Below are 24,105 nucleotides of genomic sequence, written 5' to 3' on the forward strand. Positions count from 1 at the left end.
TCCTAAATGACTATTTTATTCTATCTATATAATTTTTAATCTCGTTAAACGTATGATTATACATGTCGATATTTCCACCAAAAGGATCCATAATATCGCCTGATTCACCAGCGTATTCACTGAGTAAATGTACATCTGCATCAGCATTTAATTTTTTCACTTGATATTTATGACCTTCAGTCATGACAAGAATCGTAGATCCGAGAGTATCTTCATAAGTCAGTTGTTTTGGCTTTGTTGGTGATACAAGATTATTTTCTTGAATAATTTTTTTGCTATTTTCATTTACCACACTAGACGTTACAAATAGGCCTCTTGATTCGACTGGCAAATCAGTCAAAGTTTTCATGTAACTTTCAGCGAGTGGACTTCTACACGTATTACCTGTACAAACAAATATAATCATTTATATCACCCTTTAATAATCGTGTTACCCGTCGCTTTATATATACGATTCATTAGCGCTTCAGTTTCACTAGTTTGTTTAAATCCATAAATGTAAATAATTTCAACATCTGAAGCGTCCATATGTCTCAGTGCAGCATATAGATTTTTCGCCGCTTCTCTATAACTCTCTTCATCTCTACAAAGGCTAACAAATTGCATATTCTTATCGACATATTGTCTAACGGTTTCTGGTGCGATGACACCGACTTTTTCTTTTGAAATATCGTCTGGCACTTTCAAATTCGTATTTGAATTAATGCCACCTTCAATGACAATCATCGGCTGACGTGGTGCGTAGTGTTTATATTTCATTCCTGGAGAAATCGGACGTTCCATTGTATCTTGATGCTCTAAAACTTCTGCTTCTAACACTTCTTGTAATTCATCGATAGAAATATGACCAGGTCTCGCGATTTTATACGGAAATTGCGTACAATCTAATACTGTACTTTCTAATCCAATCTCGGATTGTTCAGATACTACAATTCCAAAAATCTCACCATTTAAATCATTGATAACGTGACCTGCATCTGTCGGTGAAGGCTTACCACTCAAATTCGCACTTGGCGCCGCGATTGGAATACGAGTATATTCTAAAATCTTTCTCGCTACAGGATGTGAAGGCATTCTCACAGCGACGCTATCCATTTCAGCGACAGTACTTGATGCAAGCACTCCGTCTTTAAGCGGTAAGATAAAAGAAATCGGTCCAGGCCAAAAATAATCCATAAGTTTTTTTACTTTATCGTCAACATAAGACGTAAAAGATTCTAGTTGCTCATAGTTATGAATATGAACAATTAATGGGTTATCACCTGGACGGTTCTTCGCGTGAAATATTTTTCCAATTGCTTCAGGGTTTGTTGCATCTCCCCCGAGTCCATAAACAGTTTCTGTTGGGATTGCTACAATTTCACCGTATTCATATGCAAGTTTAATTTCTTCAAGTTTACTCGTCGTTTCTGAGGTTAACGGCGTTTTTACGTCTTCTGATGTAATTCCCCAAATTTTAGTATCCATTACTTCACCCAATCTATATATAAAATTCGGTCATTTCCATTAATATCTTTAATAACTTCTCTTTTTGATTTTGGCCAATATTTATCGACAAGTGCTATAACATCGTCTTTTTCTTTCCAGCCAATCTCAAAAAACACTTTACCCCCATCATTTAAAACATCATCTAATGATTTAATCATTTTCCTATAAAAGTATAAGCCATTCTCTTTAGCAAATAACGCAAGTTTTGGCTCAAACTTTTTAACTGAATCTGACATATCATCTAATTCACTATAATCGATATATGGTGGGTTTGAAACAAGTACATCTACTTTTATATTTCTATTAACGATTGGCTCGAATAAATCACCGTGGAGTATTTCGACATTTGCGTCTAATTTTTCTTTATTACTTTTAGCAACTTTCAGCGCATCTTTAGACACATCTGTTAAATACACTTTAAACGCATCATTCTCTAATTTTAAACTTATTCCTATAGCGCCTGTTCCTGTGCCAATATCAGCAACAGTTCCACCTTTTGTTCTATTTAAAACAAGCTCGACGAGTTCTTCTGTTTCGTTCCTTGGAATGAGGGTATCTCTCGTTACATTAAATATTCTTCCATAAAAGTGTTGAACACCCGTAATATATTGAACAGGTTCATCGTTCAACGCACGTTTAATGCTGTCTAGAAAGAGTTTATAATCCTTTTCGTCCATCTTTTTATGGCCGTTAACTAATAAAGACACCGTATCCATCGAAAATAAGTCTTCCATCAATATATCTACGATACGTGGTTCTTTATTTTCTAAAGAGAGTGTCTTTTTCGCTTCAGAAAGCGCGGCATTAAAACTCGGCATTATTCAACTCTTCTAACTTAGATTTTTGATCTTCGATCATTAACGTATCTAACAGTTCGTCTAAGTTACCGTCGATAATTTGGTCAAGTTTATTAATTGTTAAACCAATACGGTGATCTGTCACACGGTTTTGTGGGTAGTTATACGTACGAATACGTTCTGAACGGTCACCTGTACCAACTGCCAGTTTACGCTGCTGACTATATTCATCTTCTGCTTCTTGTTGCATCATATCGTAAATTCTAGAGCGCATAACTTTCATTGCACTTTCACGGTTTTTAATTTGTGATTTTTCATCTTGAGACGTAACAACAAGTCCTGTTGGTAAGTGTGTAATACGTACTGCTGAGTCAGTTGTATTAACGTGCTGACCACCGGCACCACTTGAACGGTACGTATCGATTTTTAAATCTTCGTTACGAATATCCACTTCAACTTCTTCAACTTCTGGAAGTACCGCAACAGTTGCTGTTGACGTATGAATACGCCCACCAGATTCAGTTTCAGGTACACGTTGCACACGATGTGCGCCGTTTTCAAACTTTAGTTTAGAGTACGCACCGTCTCCGTTAATAACGAAACTGATTTCCTTAAAGCCACCTTGGTCAGATGCACTTCTATCCACAACGTCGATTTTCCAGCCTTGATCTTCAGCATATCTTGAATACATACGGAATAAGTCTCCAGCGAAGATTTGCGCCTCGTCTCCACCTGCAGCTCCTCGGATTTCCATAACAACGTTTTTGTCGTCGTTTGGATCTTTTGGAATAAGTAAGAATTTAAGTTTCTCTTCAAGTTCAGGAAGAATTAATTCAGATTCTTTAATCTCTTCTTTTAATAACTCATTCATTTCCGGATCATCAGACTCTTCTAACATTTCTTTAGACTCCGAAATTGTATCTCTATGTGATTTATATTCTCTATATACTTCTACTTTTTCAGATAAATCACTCTGCTCTTTAGAGTATTCTCTTAATTTATCTGGATTGCTTGTGACATCTGGGTCACTTAGCAATTCGTTTAACTGTTCGTATCTATCTTCTAATATATCGAGTTGATCAAACATATCTTTCGTCCTTTTCTTATAGATTCTTGTTAATTATATCATAATTTAAATAACTTTTATTTTATTTAAAGTATTAAAATTCCTTATTAATTATGCTGATATACGTATTTAAAACATTAAAAAAAGCTACACAGAATTTCTCTGTGTAGCTATTTAAGCAATTAGTTTTCTTCGTTTTGTGATTTGAAACCAAATTTCTTGTTGAAACGTTCTACGCGGCCATCTGCTGCAGCGAATCTTTGACGTCCAGTGTAGAATGGGTGACAGTTAGAGCACACTTCTACTTTAATATCATCTTCTAAAGTTGAACCAGTTTCAAATTCTGTACCACATGAATCACAGATAACATTTACTCTGTGGTATGCTGGATGAATACCTTGTTTCATAATAACATTTCTCCTTTGCCCTGAACCATCTGGAACAGAGTTATTTAGGGTCTTTCCCTTTATCAATACTTAAAATATTATACATGCCTTTTTAAGGAAAATCAACCATTAAATCAGATGATTTATCTACCTTTTTTACTTGAATCAATCATCTTTTTTCTAAGCACTTCAAAGAATTCATCATTTGATTTAGTTTGTTTAATTGTCTTAATAAAGTTCTCTGTAAAATCACTACGGTTAGTAAATAAGTTTCTTAATTGCCATAAAATTTCCAGCTCTTTTTCTTCTAGTAATAAGTCTTCTCTACGTGTACTTGAACGTTTAATGTCGATTGCTGGGTAAATTCTACGCTCTGCTAAGTTACGGTCGAGATGTAACTCCATATTACCTGTTCCTTTAAATTCTTCGTAAATCATATCGTCCATTCTTGAACCAGTGTCGACGAGTGCTGTTGCTAGAATCGTTAAACTACCACCTGCTTCGATGTTTCTCGCTGCACCAAAAAATGCTTTTGGCTTAAATAAAGACGCTGGATCGAGTCCACCTGAAAGTGTTCGACCTGATGGTGGAATGACTAAGTTATATGCACGCGCAAGTCTCGTAATAGAGTCCATAAGTACGATAACATCTTCCCCCATCTCAACGAGACGTTTACAGCGTTCAAGTAATAATTCAGCAACTTTTACGTGATGTTGTGGGTGCTCGTCAAATGTTGAATAGACCACTTCAGCATTTTCTACTGATCGTTCAATATCCGTAACCTCTTCAGGTCTCTCACCAATTAAGAGTATAAAAAGCTTAGCGTCTGGCGAATTTTTAGTAATTGCTGTTGCAACTTCTTTTAACATTGAAGTTTTACCTGCTTTAGGTGGCGCAACAATTAAACCACGTTGACCATACCCAATCGGTGTAATTAAATCCATAATTCTCGTTGAATAGTCTTTTGGATTTGTTTCTAAAGATATTTTTTTATCAGGATAAAGTGGAGTTAACGCTTGGAAGTGCGGGCGTTTTTTAATTTCTTCAGCGTTGTTGTCGTTAACGAAGTCGACTTGTAGGAGTCCGTAATAATTTTCTTTTTCTTTCGGTTTTCTAACTTTACCAGTGACTTTGTCACCTTTTTTTAGCTCAAAGCGGCGAATTTGTGATGCAGAGATATAAATATCTTTTTCACCTTTAGAATAGTTCACCGTTCTTAAAAACCCGTAACCGTCTGGTTGGATATCATCTAAGATTCCTTCCATATAATAGTTACCATCTTGCGCCATCTCAGCTTCTAAAATCGCTAAGACAAGCTCTTTCTTGTTTAGCTTACTATAGTTTTGTAAATTTAAATTTTTAGCTCTAGCAGTTAATTCTTTTGTTGTATTTCCTTTATATAAAGCATCAAAAGTTTCATACTTCATACCTTCATGTACTTTTTCATTATCTTGTGTCATTCATTACACTCTTTCTTATATATCTATTTTTCATTTATATTTGTTGGTAAGTAGCTATTATACAATAAATTTAATCACGATTAAAATAATAAAAAGTCCGAGTTGAATCTCGGACTTTACAATTCATTATTTATCTTCTACAACCATTTTAGGTTTTTTCTTCATTGAGTGTTTACCTTCAATAAAACGAACTGTTCCTGATTTTGCACGCATGACAAGGCTAGAAGTGTTCACGTAATCTCCTTTAAACTGAACACCTTTCATTAACTCACCATCTGTTACTGCTGTTGCTGCGAAGATTGCGTCGTCTCCTTTAACTAGATCTTCTAGCATAAACTTCTTCTCGTGATCTACACCCATTTCTTTACAACGTGCGAGTTCTTCATCGTTTTTAGGCATTAGACGACCTTGGAAATCTCCGCCAAGTGATTTAATACCAACTGCTGCAAGTACACCTTCAGGTGCTCCACCTGAACCGAATAAAATATCGACACCTGTGTAATCAAAGCATGTGTTAATTGCTGCAGCAACGTCACCGTTATCTACGAATTTAATACGTGCGCCGAGTTCACGTACTTCGTCGATGATGTGTTGGTTACGATCTCTTTTAAGTAATGTAACTGTCACTTCTTCAACTGATTTGTTTTTCGCTTTCGCAACTGCTTTTACGTTTTCTGTCACTGAAGCGTCTAAATCAACGAGGCCTTTTGCTTCAGGACCAACTGCGATTTTATCCATATACATGTCTGGTGCATGTAGTAAATTACCTCTATCTGCAATTGCAATAACTGTTAATGCGTTCCAACCACCATCAGCGACAATTGTTGTACCTTCGAGAGGGTCCACAGCGATATCGATATCTGGACCTTCTTTAGTTCCGAGTTCTTCACCAATATATAACATTGGTGCTTCGTCCATTTCTCCTTCACCAATTACAACAGTTCCGTTCATTGGGATTGTGTCGAATACGTGGCGCATTGCTGTTGTAGCTGCGTCATCCGCTTCATTTTTAAGACCTTTTCCAACCCATTTTGCACTTTCTAGTGCTGCGGCTTCTGTTACTCTTACTAATTCCATTGATAGACTACGTTCCATCTATTGTTTCCCCCTCGAGTTTAATCATATAGTATTATATCACAACAAAAGTAATCGATAAAAATAAAAAAGAGAGTAAAATTACTCTCTTTCGACAAGTTTAATATCCGCACCGAGCTGTTCTAACTTTTTAATAATATTTGAATATCCACGCATAATATGGTGAATGTTGTATATTGTCGTTGTCCCTTCTGCCATTAAGCCAGCAATAACTAAACAAAAACCTGCACGTAAATCTGATGCGTAAACATCTGTGCCACTTAATGTTGACGGATGAATAAATACAGATCCACCTTTATTTTCAACGTTCGCATTCATTCGACGTAACTCGTCGATATGTCTAAACCTCGCAGGGTAGACCGTTTCAGTAATTTTACTTGTATCATCCGCTAAAAATAAAAGTGGTGTAATGGGTTGTTGTAAATCCGTTGCGAACCCTGGATATACTTGAGTTTTAAGTTGAACGGGTTTGAGTTTTTCGGAACGTCTGACAATAACGTCATCGTCATCGATTTCTAGCTCAACACCCGCTTCTTCTAATTTAGAAAATAGTGCTTCTAAATGCTCTGGGATAACGTTTTTAACTTTTACTTCGTCACCTATCGCAGCTGCAAGTGAAATATAAGACCCTGCTTCAATTCTGTCAGGGATAATCGTATGTGAGGCCCCATTTAAACTTTCAACACCTTCAATACGAATCGTCTCAGTACCTGCACCTTTAATGTTAGCACCCATCTTATTTAAAAGTGTAGCGACGTCAATAATTTCCGGTTCTCTTGCAACGTTTTCTAATACCGTACGTCCTTTAGCCATTGACGCTGCAAGCATAACGTTAATCGTTGCACCAACACTCACTACGTCAAAGAAAATCTTAGCACCAACAAGTTCCTCAGCAACAAGGTGAAGTGCCCCATGTTCATTTGTCACTTCCGCACCTAATGCTTCAAAACCTTTAATGTGCTGATCGATTGGTCTAGGTCCTAAGTGACATCCACCCGGTTGACCGATCACAACTTTTTTAAATCGACCAAGCATCGCACCCATCATATAATAAGACGCACGTAATGACTCAACCTTTTCGTTTGGTAACGGGATATTTTCTGCATTTTCCGCATTCACTGTTAATGTGTTATTAGAAAGAGACGTTTTAATTTCTAAATCTTCGAGAAGACTCACCAACGTCTCAACATCAGAAATATTTGGTAAACCTTTTAACGTGACTTCCCCATTACTCGCCATAAGTGTTGCAGGTATTAATGCGACTGCACTATTTTTTGCACCACTCACATAGACTTCACCAGAGAGTGTATTCCCACCATTTATTTGAATGACTTCTTCCATAATCTCCACTCCTGTACTCTATAAGTCTTTTTGGTTCCAATCTTGTAAAAATTGTTCAATTCCTTTATCAGTTAACGGATGATCTGTTAACTTTTTAAGTACCTTATATGGAATTGTCGCAATATCTGCACCACTTAACGCTGCACCATGTACATGCCCTTCGTTACGAATGCTCGCTGCGATTATTTCAGTATCGATATTATGAATCACGAAGATATCGTGAATATCACGTATTAATTCTAAACCATCTAAACCGATGTCATCTAAACGACCGATAAACGGTGACACATACGTTGCACCTGCACGTGCTGCAGTGAGTGCTTGTACTGAGTTGAAAATTAACGTCACGTTCGTTTTAATACCCTCTTCAGATAATACTTTTACTGCTTTCATACCTTCCGCACACATCGGTATTTTAACTACAATATGTTCATGTAACTTTGCAAGTTCTCTTCCTTCTTCAATCATACCGTCTGCTTCAAGTGAGATGACCTCTCCACTTACAGGGCCATCAACGAGTTCACAGATTTCAACTAAACGTTCGTGAAATGAGATGTTTTTCTCTTTTGCGACAAGCGACGGGTTTGTCGTCACTCCGCTTAGCACACCCCATTCATATATTTCTTTTATTTCATTCATATTTGCTGTATCGATAAAATATTTCATTACTTTTGTGTTCTCCTTTTCACATATATATATTGTCATTATAGATAAGTATTTCTTACTCTTCAACGAATACAACATGTTACGATATAACAAACGATTTAATTAAAGGAGTTATTATGGATAAAATACTACACACTCAAATGACAAATATATTTAATAATATAGAACATCAAGAAGAAGAAATAGAAATTGCTGCACGACTACTTGCTCAAGCAGTGATGTCTGAAGGTAATATTTTACTTAAAACTTTTAATGAGGCATCATATTTTAAAGATTATTTTTTAAATAATGAAGAAAGTCTTTCGTCAATTCGACCGTTAAATTCAATAGATGAAATCACAACACCTGATCGTCTTTTAATCATTACAAAAGAATATACTGATGAGGTGAGAACATTTATCGATCAGCTAGATGAAAAATTTATCGACTACGTTTTAATTTCAAATACGACAAAAGACAATAAAGAAGAGTTACAAGAAAAACATCACTTTATCGACCTTTCATCTAAACGAAAGCTTGTACCGATGCCTGACTTTGAGCGCGTGTTAAACCCTTACGGTACTGCGCTATTATTCATTTACTATCACTTATATATATTAATTGAAGAGATGACGAATCCTAAATATGAATAAGTTCGTCGCTTTAGACTTTGAAACCGCAAATAGAAGTCGCGTGTCGGCATGTAGTATCGGTATGGTTAAAATAGACGGTCAACTTATGACTGAAGAATTTTACACACTTATTAATCCTGAAACTTATTTTAGTGAAGGTAATATTAGAGTACACGGCATTACGTATGATGACACGAAACAGTCTCCAATATTTTCTGAAGTTTTTCCTTATATGATGGATTTTATTGGGAATTATCCAGTCGTTGCACATAACGCTCGTTTTGATATGAATGTTTTATACCACTCATTACTAAAGTACGAATTAGACATTCCAGAAATGACGTATTTTGATAGTGTACTACTCGCTAGGCAAACGATTAAAAACGATAGCTATAGTCTAGACAACTTAATGCGTTACTATAATATAACATTTAATAATCACCATAATGCACTTGCTGATGCTAAAGCATGTGCGATGATCACATATCGATTATTGCAGTCGTATTCGTCATTAGACGATTATTTAAACCTCAATAAAAAATATTTACACAGATTAAAATATTAAAACGGCGTGCAGAGCACGCCGTTTCTTATTTTTCATTATTTTCTTTTTCTTTTAATGCCGCTTCAACTAATCCTTTAAATAATGGATGTGGTCTAGTCGGTCTAGATTTAAATTCTGGGTGGAATACTGCACCAATATAAAATGGATGATCTGTAATTTCAATAATTTCTTTATATTTACTATCTTCACTCATACCACTAAATGTAAGTCCTGCTTCTTTCATCTGTGTTTCGTATTCGTTATTAAATTCGAAACGATGACGGTGACGTTCACTAATGTCTTTAACACCGTATAATTGTGAAGCGAGTGTATCTTCGACTACGACAGAATCATAACTTCCAATTCTTAATGAATGTGCGCGGTCTAATAGTTCCGCATCTTCACTCATCAAGTTGATAATTGGGTAGTGTGTCGTTGGATCGATTTCTGTTGAATTGGCATCTTTCAGTCCTAAAATATTTCTCGCTGCTTCAATCGCCATTAACTGCATACCTAAACTGATTCCAAGTACTGGTTTACCTGTTTCACGTGCATAACGTAGCGTTTCAAGTTTACCTTCAATACCTTGGTCGCCAAATCCTCCAGGAACGACAATACCATCTAATCCACCGAGTATTTCATCTACATTTTTGTCAGTCACGTCTTTTGCATAAATCCAGTCAATTTCAATTTCTGTTAACTCTTCAAATCCTGCATGATTTAATGATTCAACAATTGAAAGATATGCATCTTGAAGTTCGACGTATTTACCGACGATACCAATTTTTACTTTTTGATTTAGATTACGAATATTTTCTAACACTTGTACCCAGTCGTCTAAGTTAGCTTCACGTCTACTTTCTAGCCCTAATGTTTTAAGTACAATGTCATCCATATGTTGACGTTGTAAGCTTAAGACGATGTTGTAAATAGTTTCTTCATCTTTTGCTTCAATGACATTTTCTTCACTTACGTCAGAGAATAATGCAATTTTCCCACGTAAATCTTCTGTCATTTCGTATTCAGTACGTACGACAATCATGTCTGGTTGAATGCCTAAACCGCGAAGTTCTTTAACACTGTGTTGTGTTGGTTTAGTTTTCATTTCGCCTGCTGCTCGAATGTATGGTAACAATGTACAGTGTATGTACATTACGTTTTCTCTACCGAGCTGTGTTCTTAACTGGCGAATCGCTTCGATGAATGGAAGACCTTCGATGTCACCAGTCGTCCCACCAATTTCAGTGATAACAATTTCAGAATCTGTCGCTTCGCCGTTACGTAACATTCTAGATTTAATTTCATTTGTAATGTGCGGAATGACTTGAACAGTACCACCTAAATAATCACCGTTACGTTCTTTACGTAACACTTCTGAATAAATCTTACCTGCTGTAGCGTTTGAGTATTTGTTTACTGTAATATCGATAAATCGTTCATAGTGCCCTAAATCTAAATCAGTTTCTGCACCATCTTCAGTCACAAAAACTTCTCCATGTTGAAACGGGCTCATTTCACCTGGATCCACGTTTAAATAAGGATCGAATTTTTGGACTGTTACTTTAAATCCGCGTGCTTTTAAAATTCTACCGAGTGATGCAGCTGTAATACCTTTACCAAGAGAAGATACAACGCCACCTGTTACAAATATATACTTAGTCAAGTAAGATTCCTCCTATAAATAAAAAAATCTCCCTCCCAAATGCACTTGGAAAGGAGCTCGTTCACTTTTCCCTAATTTAGGGAGCCCAATTAAAATAATAGCACGATTTCATGATTTGTCAATAAAATTAATACTCTTCTCCGTCGCCATAATCATCTTCAATCGTATCGCCCTCTTCGATATTTAAATCTGCTGTGTCGATATCCTCGTCATCGATCACTTCATCGATATCTTCATCCTCTTCAAGGTCTTCTTCAAGCGCTTCTTCATCTTCTTCGAATTCCTCTAAATCATCATCATCGACAACTTCAAATTTATGAACTGTTGGTGCGATTTTGTCGTTAATATCATCTACTGTAAACCATTTTCTTAGGCCCCAAACACCATCTTCAGTTGAAACGAAGCGACCGTCTGTATTTAAGTCTGTATAGAACTGTAAAATACGATTTTCAATTTCTTTTTCTGTGTAGCCACCAATTTCTTGGAACTTGTCGATAATCGAATATAAGTCCGTTTCTTTTCCTAATTCTTCTAAGTAAATATATGCCATGTCAATAAATGCTTGTTCATCGATCATTTCTTTAGTGAATTCATCTAGTTTCATAATTTGACATCCTTTCATACGTTCCATTAAACAATAAAAAATATCTTACATTCAATACTAATATAATGCAAGTATTTTTAATAGTGTAGTATATGAATTTTTTATAAGTATTTTGTATAAAATTAAGTGTGTTTATTTCACTCATTTTAGGGTAAGCTATTAAGCAAGTTATATAAATGAGGAGGAAACAATGCGTGACAAATAAAAACGCCACTGAAAGTAGACAGAAAAAAGCTCCTAAACTTAACCTCGGAATAGTGTTTTGGACTTCGGCAATTATAATTGTCGGTGCGTCACTTATTGCAATGATAATACCAAAACAATTCCAAGCAGCTTCTGAAGCTGTTTATGCGGTTATTTCTCAGAATTTTACGTGGTTCTTTTTACTACTTGTATTTGGATTTGGTGTGCTACTTATTTTCTTAGCACTATCACCATACGGTCGTATTAAACTCGGTGACGATGATTCAGAACCAGAATTCGCATTTTGGCCATGGATCGGAATGCTATTCTCAAGTGGTCTTGGTGTAGGTCTCGTATTCTTCGGGGTCGCTGAACCAATGCAACACTTCGTTGAAGCACCATTTTTAGGTGGACCAGTTCAAGATGCTGAAGCGGCGAGAATCGCAATGGGTTACACATATTTCCACTGGGGAATTTCACAGTGGTCAATTTTCGGGGTCGCTGGACTTGCGATTGGGTATTTCCAGTACCGAAAAAATCGTGACGGACTAGTTTCAACGTCACTCGAACCATTATTTGGTTTTAATTACAACCAAAAGAGTAGAAACGCTATCGATATTTTAGCAATCATCGCAACAATTACAGGAATGGCAACATCCGTTGGTCTTGGTATTTTACAAATGGACGGTGGGTTAAACCATGCATTCGGTTTACCACAAGGTCCTGTGACTCAAATTGTTTTAACAGTCGCTATGATAACTATATTTATTTTATCGACTGTAACGGGATTAGAAAAAGGAATGAAATTCTTTAGTACATTAAACATGGTACTTGCTTTATTCCTCACAGTATTTATGATTTTCTTCGGTCCGTTTAGCTTTATTATGGAGTCAATCGTATTAGGTATCGGAGACTATATTTCAAACTATGTTTCATACTCATTACGTGCAGAACCTTATAATAATAGAGATTGGACAAGAGAATGGACAGTATTCTACTGGGCATGGGTAATCGCTTGGAGTCCATTTATCGGATCATTTGTTGCTCGAGTATCACGTGGTCGTACAATTCGTGAATACGTCGCGGGAATTTTAATCGTACCGCCGATTCTATCATTCTTATGGGTAGGTGCACTTGGTGGTACAGCAATTTACTCAGACTTATTTAAAAACACAGATATCGCTTCAATCGTTCAAGAAGATGAAACACGCGCATTATTTGAGCTATTCAATACGATGCCATTTACTACACTCACTTCAATTGTAGCTATTTTACTCATCTTCTTATTCTTAGTAACATCTGCTGACTCTGCGACATTTATCGTTTCAGGGATGAGTTTAGGTGATACCGAGAACCCTCCACTACGCATGAAAGTGTTATGGGGTGTGTTACTCGGAGTACTTACAATTGCGTTAATTATTGCAGGTGGACTTACGAGTCTACAAGCAGCAAGTTTACTTGCCGGACTGCCGTTTGCGATTGTGCTTATATTAATGATTTTCAGTGTACTGAGAAGTATACGTAGAGAACCAAACAAAGCGCTCGCTAGACGTCGCCACAGTGATAACGCAAAAGAAGAGCATAAACAATATTAATTGAATAAAATTTAATATATTTTTAGCACCCATCATGTAGTATAATGGGTGCTAAATTTATGTATGTTGGAGGAAAATTATGAGAATCGGGATTGACGCTGGTGGAACACTAACAAAAGTTGTAACACAAAATGACGACGGAAGCTTTCATTATGAAAGCCGTCCATCAAAAGAAATTGACACACTAATCGAAGAGTTAAATAAACTAGATAATGTTACGTTATATTTAACTGGTGGCGGTAGTGTTTATATTTCAGAAAATGTAAAACACGAGACGCATTTACAAATTGAATTTGATGCGGCGTATACTGGCCTTACTTATTTAATGAAAAAACAAAATATCGATTTAGACCGATTTGTTTACTTAAATATCGGGACAGGAACAAGTTTTCACGTCGTTGAAAATAACACACAGCGCCGCGTTGGGGGTACAGGAATCGGAGGCGGTACATTAATGGGCTTATCACAACTATTAACAGGTTATGAAACATTTGAGAAAATCGTTGAAACTGCCAGAAAAGGAAACCGTGACACGCTAGATTTAAAAGTAAAACACATTTTTAAAGATGGTCCAATTCCAAAACCGTTAACTCCTGATTTAACCGCGAGTAACTTCGCACGTGTCGAACCGCATCACCATAAGACCGCTTCAGATGCTGACAAACTCGCATCCGTCATTGGCATGGTTGCTGAAGGTGCGATTTCATTCGGTGTTACACTCGCTCAAGGTTTTAAAACGAATGACCTCGTATTAATCGGTTCAACGTTAAAAGATAATGACGTGATGCAGTCAGTCATCCATAGCTACGGATCACTTAAAGGTATTCAACCGCATATTATTGAAAATGGTGAATATAGCGGTGCGCTTGGTGCGATTTTAGTTACAGAACAATAAGCCGTTTACCGTTGTACGTTGTAATTTCAATTGGTACGTTAAAAACATCTGATAAATCATCTGCAGTGATATCATTTGGCAAGGTCGTCATGTTGACCTTGCCTTTTTTCATACCAAAAATCTTATCTGCATAACTTAGAACTAGTGATAAGTCATGCACATTTAAAATAACTACCCGTTCTTTAGATAACTCTTTTATATATTGAAACATCTCTTTTTTATATTTAATATCTAATCCTTGTTCAATTTCATCGAGTATTAATATTGGTTTGTTTTCAAGTATAGCTTGGACAAACGCTGCACGTTTAAACTCACCACCAGAAACATTTAAACAAGATAAGTTTTTAAGGTGATATAAATCAAACTGTTTTAATAAATCATCACTATTTTGACCACTCGTTAACTCTGTGAAGTCTTTAATGGTCATGTCTGGTCGATTTAAATTTTGTGGTAAATACGTAACATCTTTATTTAAGACGAGCTGCTCATTGTTAAATAAAACGTTTCTATGCTTAAATTCATAGCCAATGATGCCGTTTAATAACGTACTTTTTCCACTACCATTTCCACCGATTATCATGTTAATCCCTTTTTGAAAAGATAAATTATGAACGTCTAAATCAAAATTAGTATAGTGAACAGACAATTCTTTTATAAAAAGTTCCATATGTAAAAATAAACTGAAGTTGCCTTCAGTTTATAATTCTTCTCCGTTATAAATCACTTTAACGTGGCTATTTGCTTTTAATGAGTTAATTGCCGAGCAGTATTTTTCATGACTTAACTCGACTGCTCGTTTAATATGTTTACCATCAATACTTCCTTTAGCAGTCACTGTAATCGCGACATCTGTAAAGTATTTTGGAAATTCCTCATTTTGATCTGCATCTACATGAATTTCAATTGAATCCACCCCATCAATACGATGACGAATAAAATTGTTAATGTCGATGCCCATACAACCTGCGACTCCGTGAAGTAACATTTCCATTGGTGAAGGTGCTTTACCTTCTCCACCTGCTTTAACGCCCGCATCCATAACGACAGAATGTCCACTGTTAACTCCGACAGATTCATAAGACAATCCGTCATTCCATTTTGCTTTAACTTCCATTGATTATCCCTACTTTCTTCAGTCAGTATAATTCATACCCTTTAAATTTTTAAATATTTTTGCTCATTCTTTTTCGTCAGCGAGTCTTCTTAATTCATCGCGTGTATCTTTTGGTAATCCTTCTCCATAGTCCATCATTCTCACGATATCTTTAAATGCTGCTTGTGGTATTTTTAAATCGTTTAATTCATCGATTTCAAACTGTAAAGTAATCTCATCTTCGTTACCCGCTTCTAACTTTTTAACAAAATCCGGTTCAGTAATAAATGGACTCGACATGCCGACCATATCTCCAAACTGTAGCGCTTCTAATGCTTTTTCTGGAGTATTAATACCACCTGTGACCATTAATGGTATTTTACCTTTGACATGTTCGTAGACAATTTTATTGACATACTCGCCCTCGTTTTTACCTTCAGCACGTACTGTTGCTTTATAAATATTTCTACCCCAACTTGCGATCGCAAGATAATCTAGCGGACGGATTTTTTCAAGTGCGTCGACAAACTGTAAAAATTCTTCAACAGTATAGCCAACATCACTTCCTCTTGTTTCTTCAGGTGTTCCTCTAAACCCTAACATAAAACCTTCTGGCGCATGTTTTTTAACCACGTCAGCGACAGCTTCATATACTTCTAAACCAAATCTTGAACGATTTTCTAAACTATCGTTACCGTATGCATCATCACGTTCATTAGAAAATTTTGAGAAAAATGTTTGAATTAAAAGACGCTGTGCCGCTGACACTTCAACGCCGTCAAATCCTGCTTCAATCGCACGTTTAGTCGCGTCTCTATAGTTTTCAATCACCATATCGATTTTACGTTTAGACATCGGTAATACTTGGTGCTTTACTGGTACATTTAACTCCATAAAACTCGGCCCGTATACAACACCTAAGTCCAAAATCGCTTGGTTTGCAAATCGTCCGGCATGTGTCAGTTGTAAAATTGCTTTACCGCCAGACTTTTTCATTGAGTCCGCAAGTCTTTTTAAACCGTCGATTTTTTTATCATCTGCGACACTGTAGCCATATTCAAAGAGTTGCCCGTAAGGCTCGATGTACGCTGCACCTGTAACGAGAATCGGTGCTGAGTCACTACGTCTTTCATGGTATAGGACGTCTTCAGTTGTCACTTCACCATCTTTTGTCGATGAATTAGTAATCATCGGTGATAGGACAAAGCGGTTGTTGATGACGTCACCATTTGGCATTTTAAAATCTTCAAATAATGGTTTGAATTTTTCGTTCATCATAATACTCCTTATATCGTAGTTATTATCGTTAAGCATAACACATTAACTTTCTTTGACTATAAAATACACTGCCATTATAATAATAGTTGCTTGACGAATTATTTTAAATTGAGAAGGATTGGTTATTATCGTTAAAGTAAGTATTCTCGATTATGCAGTCGTTGACGAAGGTAAAGATGGAGTAACAGCAGTAAACGAAACAGTCGAGCTTGTAAAACACGCAGAACAATTAAACTTTAGTCGTTTCTTTGTCGCAGAGCATCACAATGTTAAAGCATTCGCAAGCAGTAGTCCAGAGTTACTAATTATGAAGTTACTCGGTGAAACTAAAACGATAAACATCGGTTCAGCTGGTGTTATGATTCCGCACTATGCACCGTTAAAAATCGCAGAAAATTTTAGTATGCTTGAAGCACTCTACCCTGGTCGTGTAGACTTAGGTGTTGGAAATACACTCGGAACAACTATTGTTCAAAAGGCTATGGAATCTTCAAGAGAAAACTTTGACTATGAATCGCATCTAAAAGAAGTTCAGGATTTACTTTCTAACGATTCAAAAGAGAATATTACAGTCCATCCACTCATAAAAACACCTCCGAACATGTGGGTGTTAAGTACAAGCCAACGCTCAGCAAAAATGGCAGCAAAATTAGGTATGGGATATATTTTTGGTTTCTTCCCTTATGCATCAACAGATAAAACGTTAGCAGCAAAACATGCGATTGAAATTTACAAGAATGAATTTAAACCTTCAAAAACAAATGACACAGCACACGCAGCAATTGCAGTGTTTGTCGTTATCGCAGATACTACAGAAGAAGCCAATCGTTTAACGAAATCATTAGATGTATGGTTACTCGGTAAAAATAATTTTAACGAATTTAGTCATTTTCCATCAGTAGAAACTGCTGAGAATTATAATTTTACGCAGACAGATTTAAGACGTATAAAGAGTAATCGTACACGTATGGTCATCGGTAACAAAACAACGATTAAAAAAGAACTTACTGACTTGGCAGAAGAATTAAATGCCGATGAACTAGTCGTCATTCCACTTATGCCAGAATTTAAAAATAGAAAACATGCGTTAACACTATTAAGTGAAGCATTTGATTTATAAAAGGAAGGATTGTTTTATATGAGAAGAACAGCAAACTATTTATGGATTGAAAAAAAAGGTGAAGAATATACACTTATTTTAACACCTGAACTACAAGATGACATTGGAACTGTTGGTTATGTTCAATTTAGTAAAGACGACGAAGTGAAAAAAGATGATTCACTTCTAGAATTAGAAGGCTCAAAAACTGTACTCGATTTAATGTCACCACTTAACGGTACAGTTATTGAAAGAAACACTAAAGCAATCGACAACCCTGAAATCTTAAACTCTTCAGATCCAGAGGAAAGCTGGGTAGTAAAACTAACAAACGTTGATGAAGGCGAATTTAACGCTCTAGACGAAGCAAAATAATATGAACTAAGCTTACAATTTTAAAATTGTAAGCTTTTTTAAAGCGAGAAAGGCTGGAGTCACGTGAATTTAAAAGAAAACACAAAAGATTTAATCACATATCTACAAAATGAAGCACATATAACGAATACACTACCAACTAACATCGATCATGCATTTAATATGTACCGTGATCTCGTCAATGTGCGTAATCCTAAATTATTACCCGAGAAATATTTAAATATTCAAGACGAATTTTTAAAAGAATATAACCATGATATCGTCAACTTTAACGATCTATCACCTATAAAAAATAATTCACAGCTTTATTTATTTCAAGGTGACATAACTACGTTAAAAATTGATGGGATTGTAAATGCTGCAAACTCTGATTTACTCGGTTGTTTTATCAAAGGGCACCACTGCATCGATAATATTATCCATACGAAAGCAGGCGTACAACTACGCTACGAATGCTCTAAAATTATGGAGGTACAAGGTAGAAAAGAAGCTGTCGGTCGTGCGAAGATTACAGACGCGTATAACTTACCGTCAAAATACGTCATACACACTGTCGGTCCTTATGTGAAAAGTAAACAAGCATCGAATATGCAAAAAGATTTACTCAAAAAATGTTATACGAGTGTATTAAAATTAGCTGATGAAAACAATTTAAAGTCAATCGCTTTTTGTAGTATATCTACAGGAGTCTTCGGATTTCCAAAAAAAGAAGCGGCAACAATCGCAACAAATGCAGTTAAAGAATATTTAGAAGATACACACTCTACTATAAATGTTGTGTTTAACGTATTTTCTGATGAAGATTATGAAATATATAATCGTATTTTAAACTAGAAAGGGATTACTATGTCTACTTGGAATATTAAAACAAATACTTCAGATGAGGAAACACTCGCTGAACTGATTAAAGAAGCAGATGCTGTTGTCGTTGGTATTGGTGCTGGAATGTCAGCATCTGATGGATTTACTTATGTTGGAGATCGTTTTAAGAAAAACTTCCCAGACTTTATCGAAAAATATGGATTTTTCGATATGCTACAAGCAAGCCTCTTTGATTTCCCAACAACAGAAGAATATTGGGCATTTCAAAGTCGTTTCGTAAAATTAAACTATCTCGACCAACCTGTCGGTAAATCATACACTTTGTTACGAGAAATGTTAGAAGAAAAACCATATTTCGTCATTACAACAAACGCTGATAATGCATTTTACAAAGCAGATTATAATATGGATAAAGTATTCTACTATCAAGGTGAATACGCACTGATGCAGTGCAGTCAATTCTGTCATAACGACACATATCGTGACGATGAAATGATGTTAAAAATGGTCGAACAACAAGAGGATATGAAAGTTCCGTACGAGCTCATTCCATTTTGTCCTAAATGTAACGCTAAAATGGAAATTAATAAGCGTAACGCTGAAAAAGGAATGGTCGAAAGCCCTCATTTCTTTGAACAAAAAGAGAGATACGAAACATTTTTAAACGAGCATCAAACCGGGAAAGTAATCTACTTAGAAATCGGCGTCGGCTATACGACACCTCAGTTTATTAAACATCCGTTCTGGAGATTCACTAGAAATAACCCCGATGCTAAGTTCGTTACTATGAACCAAAAAGCTTACCGAATTCCTAATGATATAAAACCACACTCTATTACTTTAACTGACGATATTCAAAAAACGATCGTCGGTGCAAATCAAATTTTAAAGGAGCAAAATTATGTATCTAATTGAACCATTTCGTAACGGAGAATATGTAGACGACGGTGCCTACGCACTTGCAATGCAAGTATATGCAAACGAAAATATTTTCTTAGATGAAGGAATCATCTTTCCTTATTACTGCAAACCTAAAATAGAGATTGGACGTTTCCAAAACGCACGTGCAGAAGTTAATCAAGATTATTTAGATGAAAATGGAATTATCGTTGTACGACGTGATACTGGAGGTGGCGCGGTACTTGTTGATGAAGGTGCAGTCAACGTTTGTTTCTTAATTCCTGAAGAAAGTGGTCTATATGGTAACTACAAAATGATGTACGAACCAGTGATTCAAGCACTGAAAAATTTAGGCGTTAAAAATGTTGAACAAAGTGGACGTAACGACCTACTCATCGACGGTAAAAAAGTATCAGGTGCTGCGATGACAAAAGCACACGGTCGTGTCTATGGTGGTTTCTCATTACTGTTAGATATCCACCCTGAACGTATGCTTGAATCATTAAACCCAAATCAAAAGAAAATCGAGTCTAAAGGGATTAAATCAGTCAGAAGTCGTGTAACGAGTATTCGTGAACATTTAAAACCAGAGCTTCAAGATATTACAACAGATGAATTTAAAGATTTAATTATTAAAGAATTACTCGATATTACGTCAGTTGATGACGCAAAACGTTATGAATTTACCGATGAAGACTGGAAAAACATCGACAAACTCGTCGACGAGAAATACAAAAATTGGGATTGGAACTATGGGAATTCACCAAGCTATAGTTACCAAAGAGATGGTCGTACCACAGCGGGAACAGTTGATATTCACTTAGAAATTGAAGAAGGACGTATTGAAAAATGCCATATTTATGGAGACTTCTTCGGCCAAGGTGAAATTACTGACGTAAGTAATCATTTAATTGGTACAAGAGTAAAACGTGAAGACTTACTTGAAAGACTTTCTGAAATCGATCTTAATTATTACTTCGGTAATATTACTAAAGAAGAACTCACTGATTTAATTTTAAGCTAATTGAATATAAGAAAAGACGACTGCGATTATTATTCGCGGTCGTCTTTCATTTCTTCAACGCTCGGACGGTGTTTTCTATATGAGAGTAATAGTAATGTAAAAATAATAAATAGTACAATTAGTAATCCGAATATAAGTACATAGCTCAGTGGGTTCTCTTGAGTAATTGCTCCAGTTACTGAAAAGATTGTACCACCTGTAAACAATGCACCTATAAATGCATATACAAATACTTGCCAAGTTTTCATCATAAGATATCTCCTACCTCTTATTAATTCCAATGTAACATGACTATCGTATCACTTTACATGCATTTTTGAATATTTCGTTACATTTACTATTCTTCCCATAAATGTTTAATTGATTTAAATCGCTCAATACATTCTTCTAAATCTTCATCTGGAATCGCAAGAGATACTCTAATTCTGTTTTCACCAAGCGGTCCAAACGGAACTCCTGGAATAACCATGATGGATTGTTCTTTTAATAAGTATTCAAAGAACTCTTCACCGTTAAATCCTTTTGGTGTCTCTACCCATCCGAATATTCCACCTTCGATATTATTTACCGGAATACCCGCTTCACGAAGTCCATTTAAAAATTTATCGCGTCGACGTTTAAAGATTTCATTTTGCTTTACTAAAAAGTCATCTGAATCATTTAATGCTGTTGTAGCAGCTTCTTGTTGAACTCCCCACATACCAGCTTGTGAATATGCGTGGTATCTATTTAAAGTACCAACCATATCTTTATTTCCTACAGCAAATCCGATACGAAAACCAGACATGTTAAATCCTTTAGATAATGAGAATAATTCCATTGATGTTTCAAAGTTTTGATCGCTTTGTAAAATACTCGGTGCTTTTTTATCAAAACCAAATGCAGAATAAGCAAAATCGTTAATAATCATAGTGTTCGTATTCTTAAAACGTTCAACTGTTTCATCAAAAAATTCTTTAGTTGCTACTGCACCGAGTGGATTTGAAGGATAGTTTAAAACAATTAAACGCGCATTATCTAATTCTTCTTGGTTTAAACGATTATAGTCTGGTAAAAAATTATTTTCTTCTGTTAAATCTAAGTTATATTGCTCACCACCTGCAAGCTTAACTCCTGGTAAATAATCCACATACCCAGGATTAGGAAGAAACACACCTTCACCAGGCTCGATAAAGAAACTTGGAAATGTAAGTATTGCGTTCTTAGTACCGTAAAGTAATGCAATATTTTCATCTTCTAAATGTACATCATAATGTCTTTTATAAAAATCTTTAACTGCTTGAATTAAATTCTCTCGAACTTTAAATCCTGCATATTTATGATTTTGAATATCATCTATCGATGATTTTACGCTTTCTAAAACGTGATCCGGAGTACGCCCATCTGGTACTCCAATCGACATGTTGATTAATTCTTTGTCGCTAATTTCAATATCTTTTAAACGGTCATCAAGCGTACTAAAGAAATCTACTTCTAATCTTTTTAAGCGTGAGTTTGTCAATATTATTCATCCTCCGGTTTGTCAAAACCTTTAAATTCCTCGTCTATAACTTCGTTAAATCCTTCAGATTGTACTGCTTTAATTAAGTCTTCACGAACTTTATCAGATGCTAAATCATCGTTTACAACGATTCTATTTCTAAAGTATTTTGACATTTTTTCTAAGACGAGCGCATCTTCTAGTTTCATATCACTTGCGAGGGCGAAGTTACCTGGGACAAGTGATAGCCCGATTTGATCGACACTTCTAGGAAGCTGACCTGCATCTTGGAACACAAACTTTAAGTTCTTGTTATTTTCTATAATATCATCTTCTGTGATATCAAAGATATCAACATCTTCTTTTAATTTAATTAAGCCAGCATCATCTAATACCATAAACGCTCGACTCATGTTTGTCGGATCTGGTGGTAAAGCGACTTCGCTACCACTTTCAATCTCTTCTAAAGAATCATATTTACCAGAATATAGTCCCATTGGTGCAGTCGGCACTTGAATTAAATCTATTAAATTTGCGTCGTTTTTATCATTATAGTCATTCATAAATGTAATATTTTGAAATAGATTTGCATCTAAATCACCGTTTTCAAGTGCGGTATTAGGTTGAATCCAATCTGAATACTCAACGACCTCAACAGTATAGCCCATATCTTCAAGTTCAGGTCGAATCGCTTTTTCAACCATATCTGTAAATGGCCCACTCGTTGCACCGATGACAATTTTTTCTTCTGCTTTTTCTTGGAGTAAAAACCAAGATAAAAATACAACAATGAGTGTACCAACTAAAAATTGTATTATTCCTTTCATCTAATCCCTCTTTTACTCTTCACTTAGTACGAATCCGTCGAAGTCTTCTTCAATAACTTCTTTAAAATTTTCAGATTCAACTGATTTTATTAAGTCTTTTGCTAATTGTGAATCTTTGTTTTCTTCATCTACAACGACTAGCGTTGTAATTTGATTATGCATTTTTTCTAATTGAATTGAATCATTTAAATCTAATCCACTGACAATCGCATAACTCCCTGGAACCATTGATAACCCGATTTGGTCTACACTTCTTGGTAGTTGTCCTGCATCTTGGAATATAAATTTCAGATCTTTTTTATTTTCAATAATATCTGATTCTGTCAGTCTAAATAGATCTGCATCTTCTTTTAACGTAATTAAACCAGCGTCATCCAATACTTTAAATGATCTTGATACGTTGGCTGGATCTGGTGGTAAGGCAATTTCACTGCCCTGCTCGATTTCATCTAATGAGTTATATTTATTAGAATAGAGTGCCATTGGTGCAGTTGGCACCTCAATTAAGCTGACTAAATTTTCATTTTCTGAATCATTAAAGTTATCCATAAACCATTTATTTTGATAAACGTTCGCATCTAAATGACCGTTAATTAGTGCATTGTTTGGCTGAATGTAATCTGAATATTCTACAACTTCTACAGTATATCCCATATTTTCTAACTCTGGCTTCATACCATTATTCACCATATCTGTATAAGGACCACTCGTTGCACCTATCGTAATAATTTCGCCTTCTTTTTCATTTAGTAAAAAGAGAGATAGCCCGATGACAACGAGACAAGATACTAGAAATAAAACAATATTTCTCAT

At 35.7% G+C, this 24,105-nt stretch carries 27 protein-coding genes; 9 read left to right on the forward strand and 18 right to left on the reverse strand.

Annotated features, from left to right (window positions below; translation table 11 throughout):
- Window positions 1-10: 10 nt before the first annotated feature.
- The 9 genes from KPF49_RS06660 to fsa form a co-directional block, all read right to left on the reverse strand.
- Entirely contained in the window at window positions 11-406 is a 396-nt protein-coding gene (locus KPF49_RS06660; protein WP_183673906.1) for an arsenate reductase/protein-tyrosine-phosphatase family protein, read from the reverse strand.
- Between the two features lie 5 nt (window positions 407-411).
- Entirely contained in the window at window positions 412-1,467 is a 1,056-nt protein-coding gene (locus KPF49_RS06665; RefSeq protein ID WP_183673904.1) for an L-threonylcarbamoyladenylate synthase, read from the reverse strand.
- Window positions 1,467-2,306, reverse strand: coding sequence for a peptide chain release factor N(5)-glutamine methyltransferase (gene prmC / locus KPF49_RS06670; protein WP_183673902.1), 840 nt, complete (start codon window positions 2,304-2,306; stop codon window positions 1,467-1,469). Before prmC ends, KPF49_RS06665 begins: the two co-directional genes overlap by 1 nt.
- Window positions 2,293-3,372, reverse strand: coding sequence for a peptide chain release factor 1 (prfA, locus tag KPF49_RS06675; protein ID WP_183673900.1), 1,080 nt, complete (start codon window positions 3,370-3,372; stop codon window positions 2,293-2,295). Before prfA ends, prmC begins: the two co-directional genes overlap by 14 nt.
- A 161-nt stretch (window positions 3,373-3,533) precedes the next feature.
- Window positions 3,534-3,758 carry a 50S ribosomal protein L31 gene (rpmE, locus tag KPF49_RS06680; protein ID WP_183673898.1) on the reverse strand — a complete coding sequence of 75 codons (225 nt, stop codon included), beginning with the start codon at window positions 3,756-3,758 and terminating at the stop codon, window positions 3,534-3,536.
- 122 nt (window positions 3,759-3,880) lie between these two features.
- On the reverse strand, window positions 3,881-5,197 hold the full coding sequence (rho, locus tag KPF49_RS06685; RefSeq protein ID WP_375781553.1) for a transcription termination factor Rho: 1,317 nt from the start codon (window positions 5,195-5,197) through the stop codon (window positions 3,881-3,883).
- 126 nt (window positions 5,198-5,323) lie between these two features.
- Complete coding sequence (gene glpX / locus KPF49_RS06690) at window positions 5,324-6,292, reverse strand: class II fructose-bisphosphatase (protein ID WP_183673896.1); 969 nt, start codon at window positions 6,290-6,292, stop codon at window positions 5,324-5,326.
- An 81-nt stretch (window positions 6,293-6,373) separates the two neighbouring features.
- The gene (locus KPF49_RS06695) at window positions 6,374-7,633 is read right to left on the reverse strand and encodes a UDP-N-acetylglucosamine 1-carboxyvinyltransferase (protein ID WP_183673894.1); all 1,260 of its coding nucleotides are present in this window, start codon (window positions 7,631-7,633) and stop codon (window positions 6,374-6,376) included.
- An 18-nt stretch (window positions 7,634-7,651) separates the two neighbouring features.
- Complete coding sequence (gene fsa / locus KPF49_RS06700) at window positions 7,652-8,299, reverse strand: fructose-6-phosphate aldolase (RefSeq protein ID WP_183673892.1); 648 nt, start codon at window positions 8,297-8,299, stop codon at window positions 7,652-7,654.
- 116 nt (window positions 8,300-8,415) lie between these two features.
- Here fsa and KPF49_RS06705 point away from each other — a divergent pair, with 116 nt between their 5' ends.
- Complete coding sequence (locus KPF49_RS06705) at window positions 8,416-8,931, forward strand: DUF2529 family protein (RefSeq protein WP_183673890.1); 516 nt, start codon at window positions 8,416-8,418, stop codon at window positions 8,929-8,931.
- Entirely contained in the window at window positions 8,924-9,475 is a 552-nt protein-coding gene (locus tag KPF49_RS06710) for a 3'-5' exonuclease (RefSeq protein ID WP_183673888.1), read from the forward strand. The genes KPF49_RS06705 and KPF49_RS06710 overlap by 8 nt, the downstream gene beginning before the upstream one ends.
- A gap of 25 nt (window positions 9,476-9,500) precedes the next feature.
- On the opposite strand, the gene KPF49_RS06715 is transcribed toward KPF49_RS06710, so the two are convergent.
- Both KPF49_RS06715 and rpoE read right to left on the reverse strand, forming a co-directional pair.
- Window positions 9,501-11,117 (reverse strand): CTP synthase, encoded by a 1,617-nt coding sequence (locus KPF49_RS06715; RefSeq protein WP_183673886.1) that lies wholly within the window; start codon window positions 11,115-11,117, stop codon window positions 9,501-9,503.
- 127 nt (window positions 11,118-11,244) lie between these two features.
- Window positions 11,245-11,721: a DNA-directed RNA polymerase subunit delta gene (gene rpoE / locus KPF49_RS06720; RefSeq protein ID WP_183673884.1), complete on the reverse strand. Its 477-nt coding sequence runs from the start codon at window positions 11,719-11,721 to the stop codon at window positions 11,245-11,247.
- A 194-nt stretch (window positions 11,722-11,915) separates the two neighbouring features.
- Between rpoE and KPF49_RS06725 the strand changes: the two genes are divergently transcribed.
- Complete coding sequence (locus KPF49_RS06725) at window positions 11,916-13,499, forward strand: BCCT family transporter (protein ID WP_246562717.1); 1,584 nt, start codon at window positions 11,916-11,918, stop codon at window positions 13,497-13,499.
- 79 nt (window positions 13,500-13,578) lie between these two features.
- The gene (gene coaW, locus KPF49_RS06730) at window positions 13,579-14,394 is read left to right on the forward strand and encodes a type II pantothenate kinase (RefSeq protein WP_183673869.1); all 816 of its coding nucleotides are present in this window, start codon (window positions 13,579-13,581) and stop codon (window positions 14,392-14,394) included.
- On the opposite strand, the gene KPF49_RS06735 is transcribed toward coaW, so the two are convergent.
- The 3 genes from KPF49_RS06735 to KPF49_RS06745 all read right to left on the reverse strand — a co-directional run bounded on the left by KPF49_RS06735 (window position 14,381) and on the right by KPF49_RS06745 (window position 16,762).
- Entirely contained in the window at window positions 14,381-15,061 is a 681-nt protein-coding gene (locus KPF49_RS06735) for an ATP-binding cassette domain-containing protein (RefSeq protein WP_183673867.1), read from the reverse strand. The genes coaW and KPF49_RS06735 overlap by 14 nt on opposite strands.
- Window positions 15,062-15,091: 30 nt before the next feature.
- Window positions 15,092-15,508 (reverse strand): OsmC family protein, encoded by a 417-nt coding sequence (locus KPF49_RS06740; RefSeq protein WP_183673865.1) that lies wholly within the window; start codon window positions 15,506-15,508, stop codon window positions 15,092-15,094.
- 63 nt (window positions 15,509-15,571) lie between these two features.
- A complete protein-coding gene (locus KPF49_RS06745; RefSeq protein WP_183673863.1) occupies window positions 15,572-16,762 on the reverse strand; it encodes an NADH-dependent flavin oxidoreductase in 1,191 nt (396 codons plus the stop codon).
- Window positions 16,763-16,883: 121 nt separating this feature from the next.
- On the opposite strand from KPF49_RS06745, the gene KPF49_RS06750 reads away from it, so the two are divergent.
- The 5 genes from KPF49_RS06750 to KPF49_RS06770 all read left to right on the forward strand — a co-directional run bounded on the left by KPF49_RS06750 (window position 16,884) and on the right by KPF49_RS06770 (window position 20,985).
- Window positions 16,884-17,885 (forward strand): LLM class flavin-dependent oxidoreductase, encoded by a 1,002-nt coding sequence (locus KPF49_RS06750; protein ID WP_219490095.1) that lies wholly within the window; start codon window positions 16,884-16,886, stop codon window positions 17,883-17,885.
- An 18-nt stretch (window positions 17,886-17,903) separates the two neighbouring features.
- Window positions 17,904-18,239 carry a glycine cleavage system H family protein gene (locus KPF49_RS06755; protein WP_183673861.1) on the forward strand — a complete coding sequence of 112 codons (336 nt, stop codon included), beginning with the start codon at window positions 17,904-17,906 and terminating at the stop codon, window positions 18,237-18,239.
- A 63-nt stretch (window positions 18,240-18,302) separates the two neighbouring features.
- Window positions 18,303-19,073, forward strand: a complete 771-nt coding sequence (locus tag KPF49_RS06760) for a protein-ADP-ribose hydrolase (RefSeq protein ID WP_183673858.1) — start codon at window positions 18,303-18,305, stop codon at window positions 19,071-19,073.
- A 6-nt stretch (window positions 19,074-19,079) separates the two neighbouring features.
- Window positions 19,080-19,976 carry an SIR2 family NAD-dependent protein deacylase gene (locus KPF49_RS06765; RefSeq protein ID WP_219490182.1) on the forward strand — a complete coding sequence of 299 codons (897 nt, stop codon included), beginning with the start codon at window positions 19,080-19,082 and terminating at the stop codon, window positions 19,974-19,976.
- On the forward strand, window positions 19,963-20,985 hold the full coding sequence (locus KPF49_RS06770) for a lipoate--protein ligase (RefSeq protein ID WP_183673854.1): 1,023 nt from the start codon (window positions 19,963-19,965) through the stop codon (window positions 20,983-20,985). Before KPF49_RS06765 ends, KPF49_RS06770 begins: the two co-directional genes overlap by 14 nt.
- Window positions 20,986-21,014: 29 nt before the next feature.
- Here the strand turns inward: KPF49_RS06770 and KPF49_RS06775 are convergent, their stop codons facing one another.
- The 4 genes from KPF49_RS06775 to KPF49_RS06790 all read right to left on the reverse strand — a co-directional run bounded on the left by KPF49_RS06775 (window position 21,015) and on the right by KPF49_RS06790 (window position 24,105).
- The gene (locus KPF49_RS06775) at window positions 21,015-21,236 is read right to left on the reverse strand and encodes a hypothetical protein (RefSeq protein WP_183673852.1); all 222 of its coding nucleotides are present in this window, start codon (window positions 21,234-21,236) and stop codon (window positions 21,015-21,017) included.
- 86 nt (window positions 21,237-21,322) lie between these two features.
- On the reverse strand, window positions 21,323-22,486 hold the full coding sequence (locus KPF49_RS06780; RefSeq protein ID WP_246562719.1) for a pyridoxal phosphate-dependent aminotransferase: 1,164 nt from the start codon (window positions 22,484-22,486) through the stop codon (window positions 21,323-21,325).
- A gap of 2 nt (window positions 22,487-22,488) precedes the next feature.
- Window positions 22,489-23,292, reverse strand: coding sequence for a MetQ/NlpA family ABC transporter substrate-binding protein (locus tag KPF49_RS06785; RefSeq protein WP_183673851.1), 804 nt, complete (start codon window positions 23,290-23,292; stop codon window positions 22,489-22,491).
- 12 nt (window positions 23,293-23,304) lie between these two features.
- Complete coding sequence (locus tag KPF49_RS06790) at window positions 23,305-24,105, reverse strand: MetQ/NlpA family ABC transporter substrate-binding protein (protein ID WP_183673849.1); 801 nt, start codon at window positions 24,103-24,105, stop codon at window positions 23,305-23,307.

The sequence above is a fragment of the Nosocomiicoccus ampullae genome (assembly GCF_019357495.1).
In the GTDB taxonomy this organism is placed as follows: domain Bacteria; phylum Bacillota; class Bacilli; order Staphylococcales; family Salinicoccaceae; genus Nosocomiicoccus; species Nosocomiicoccus ampullae.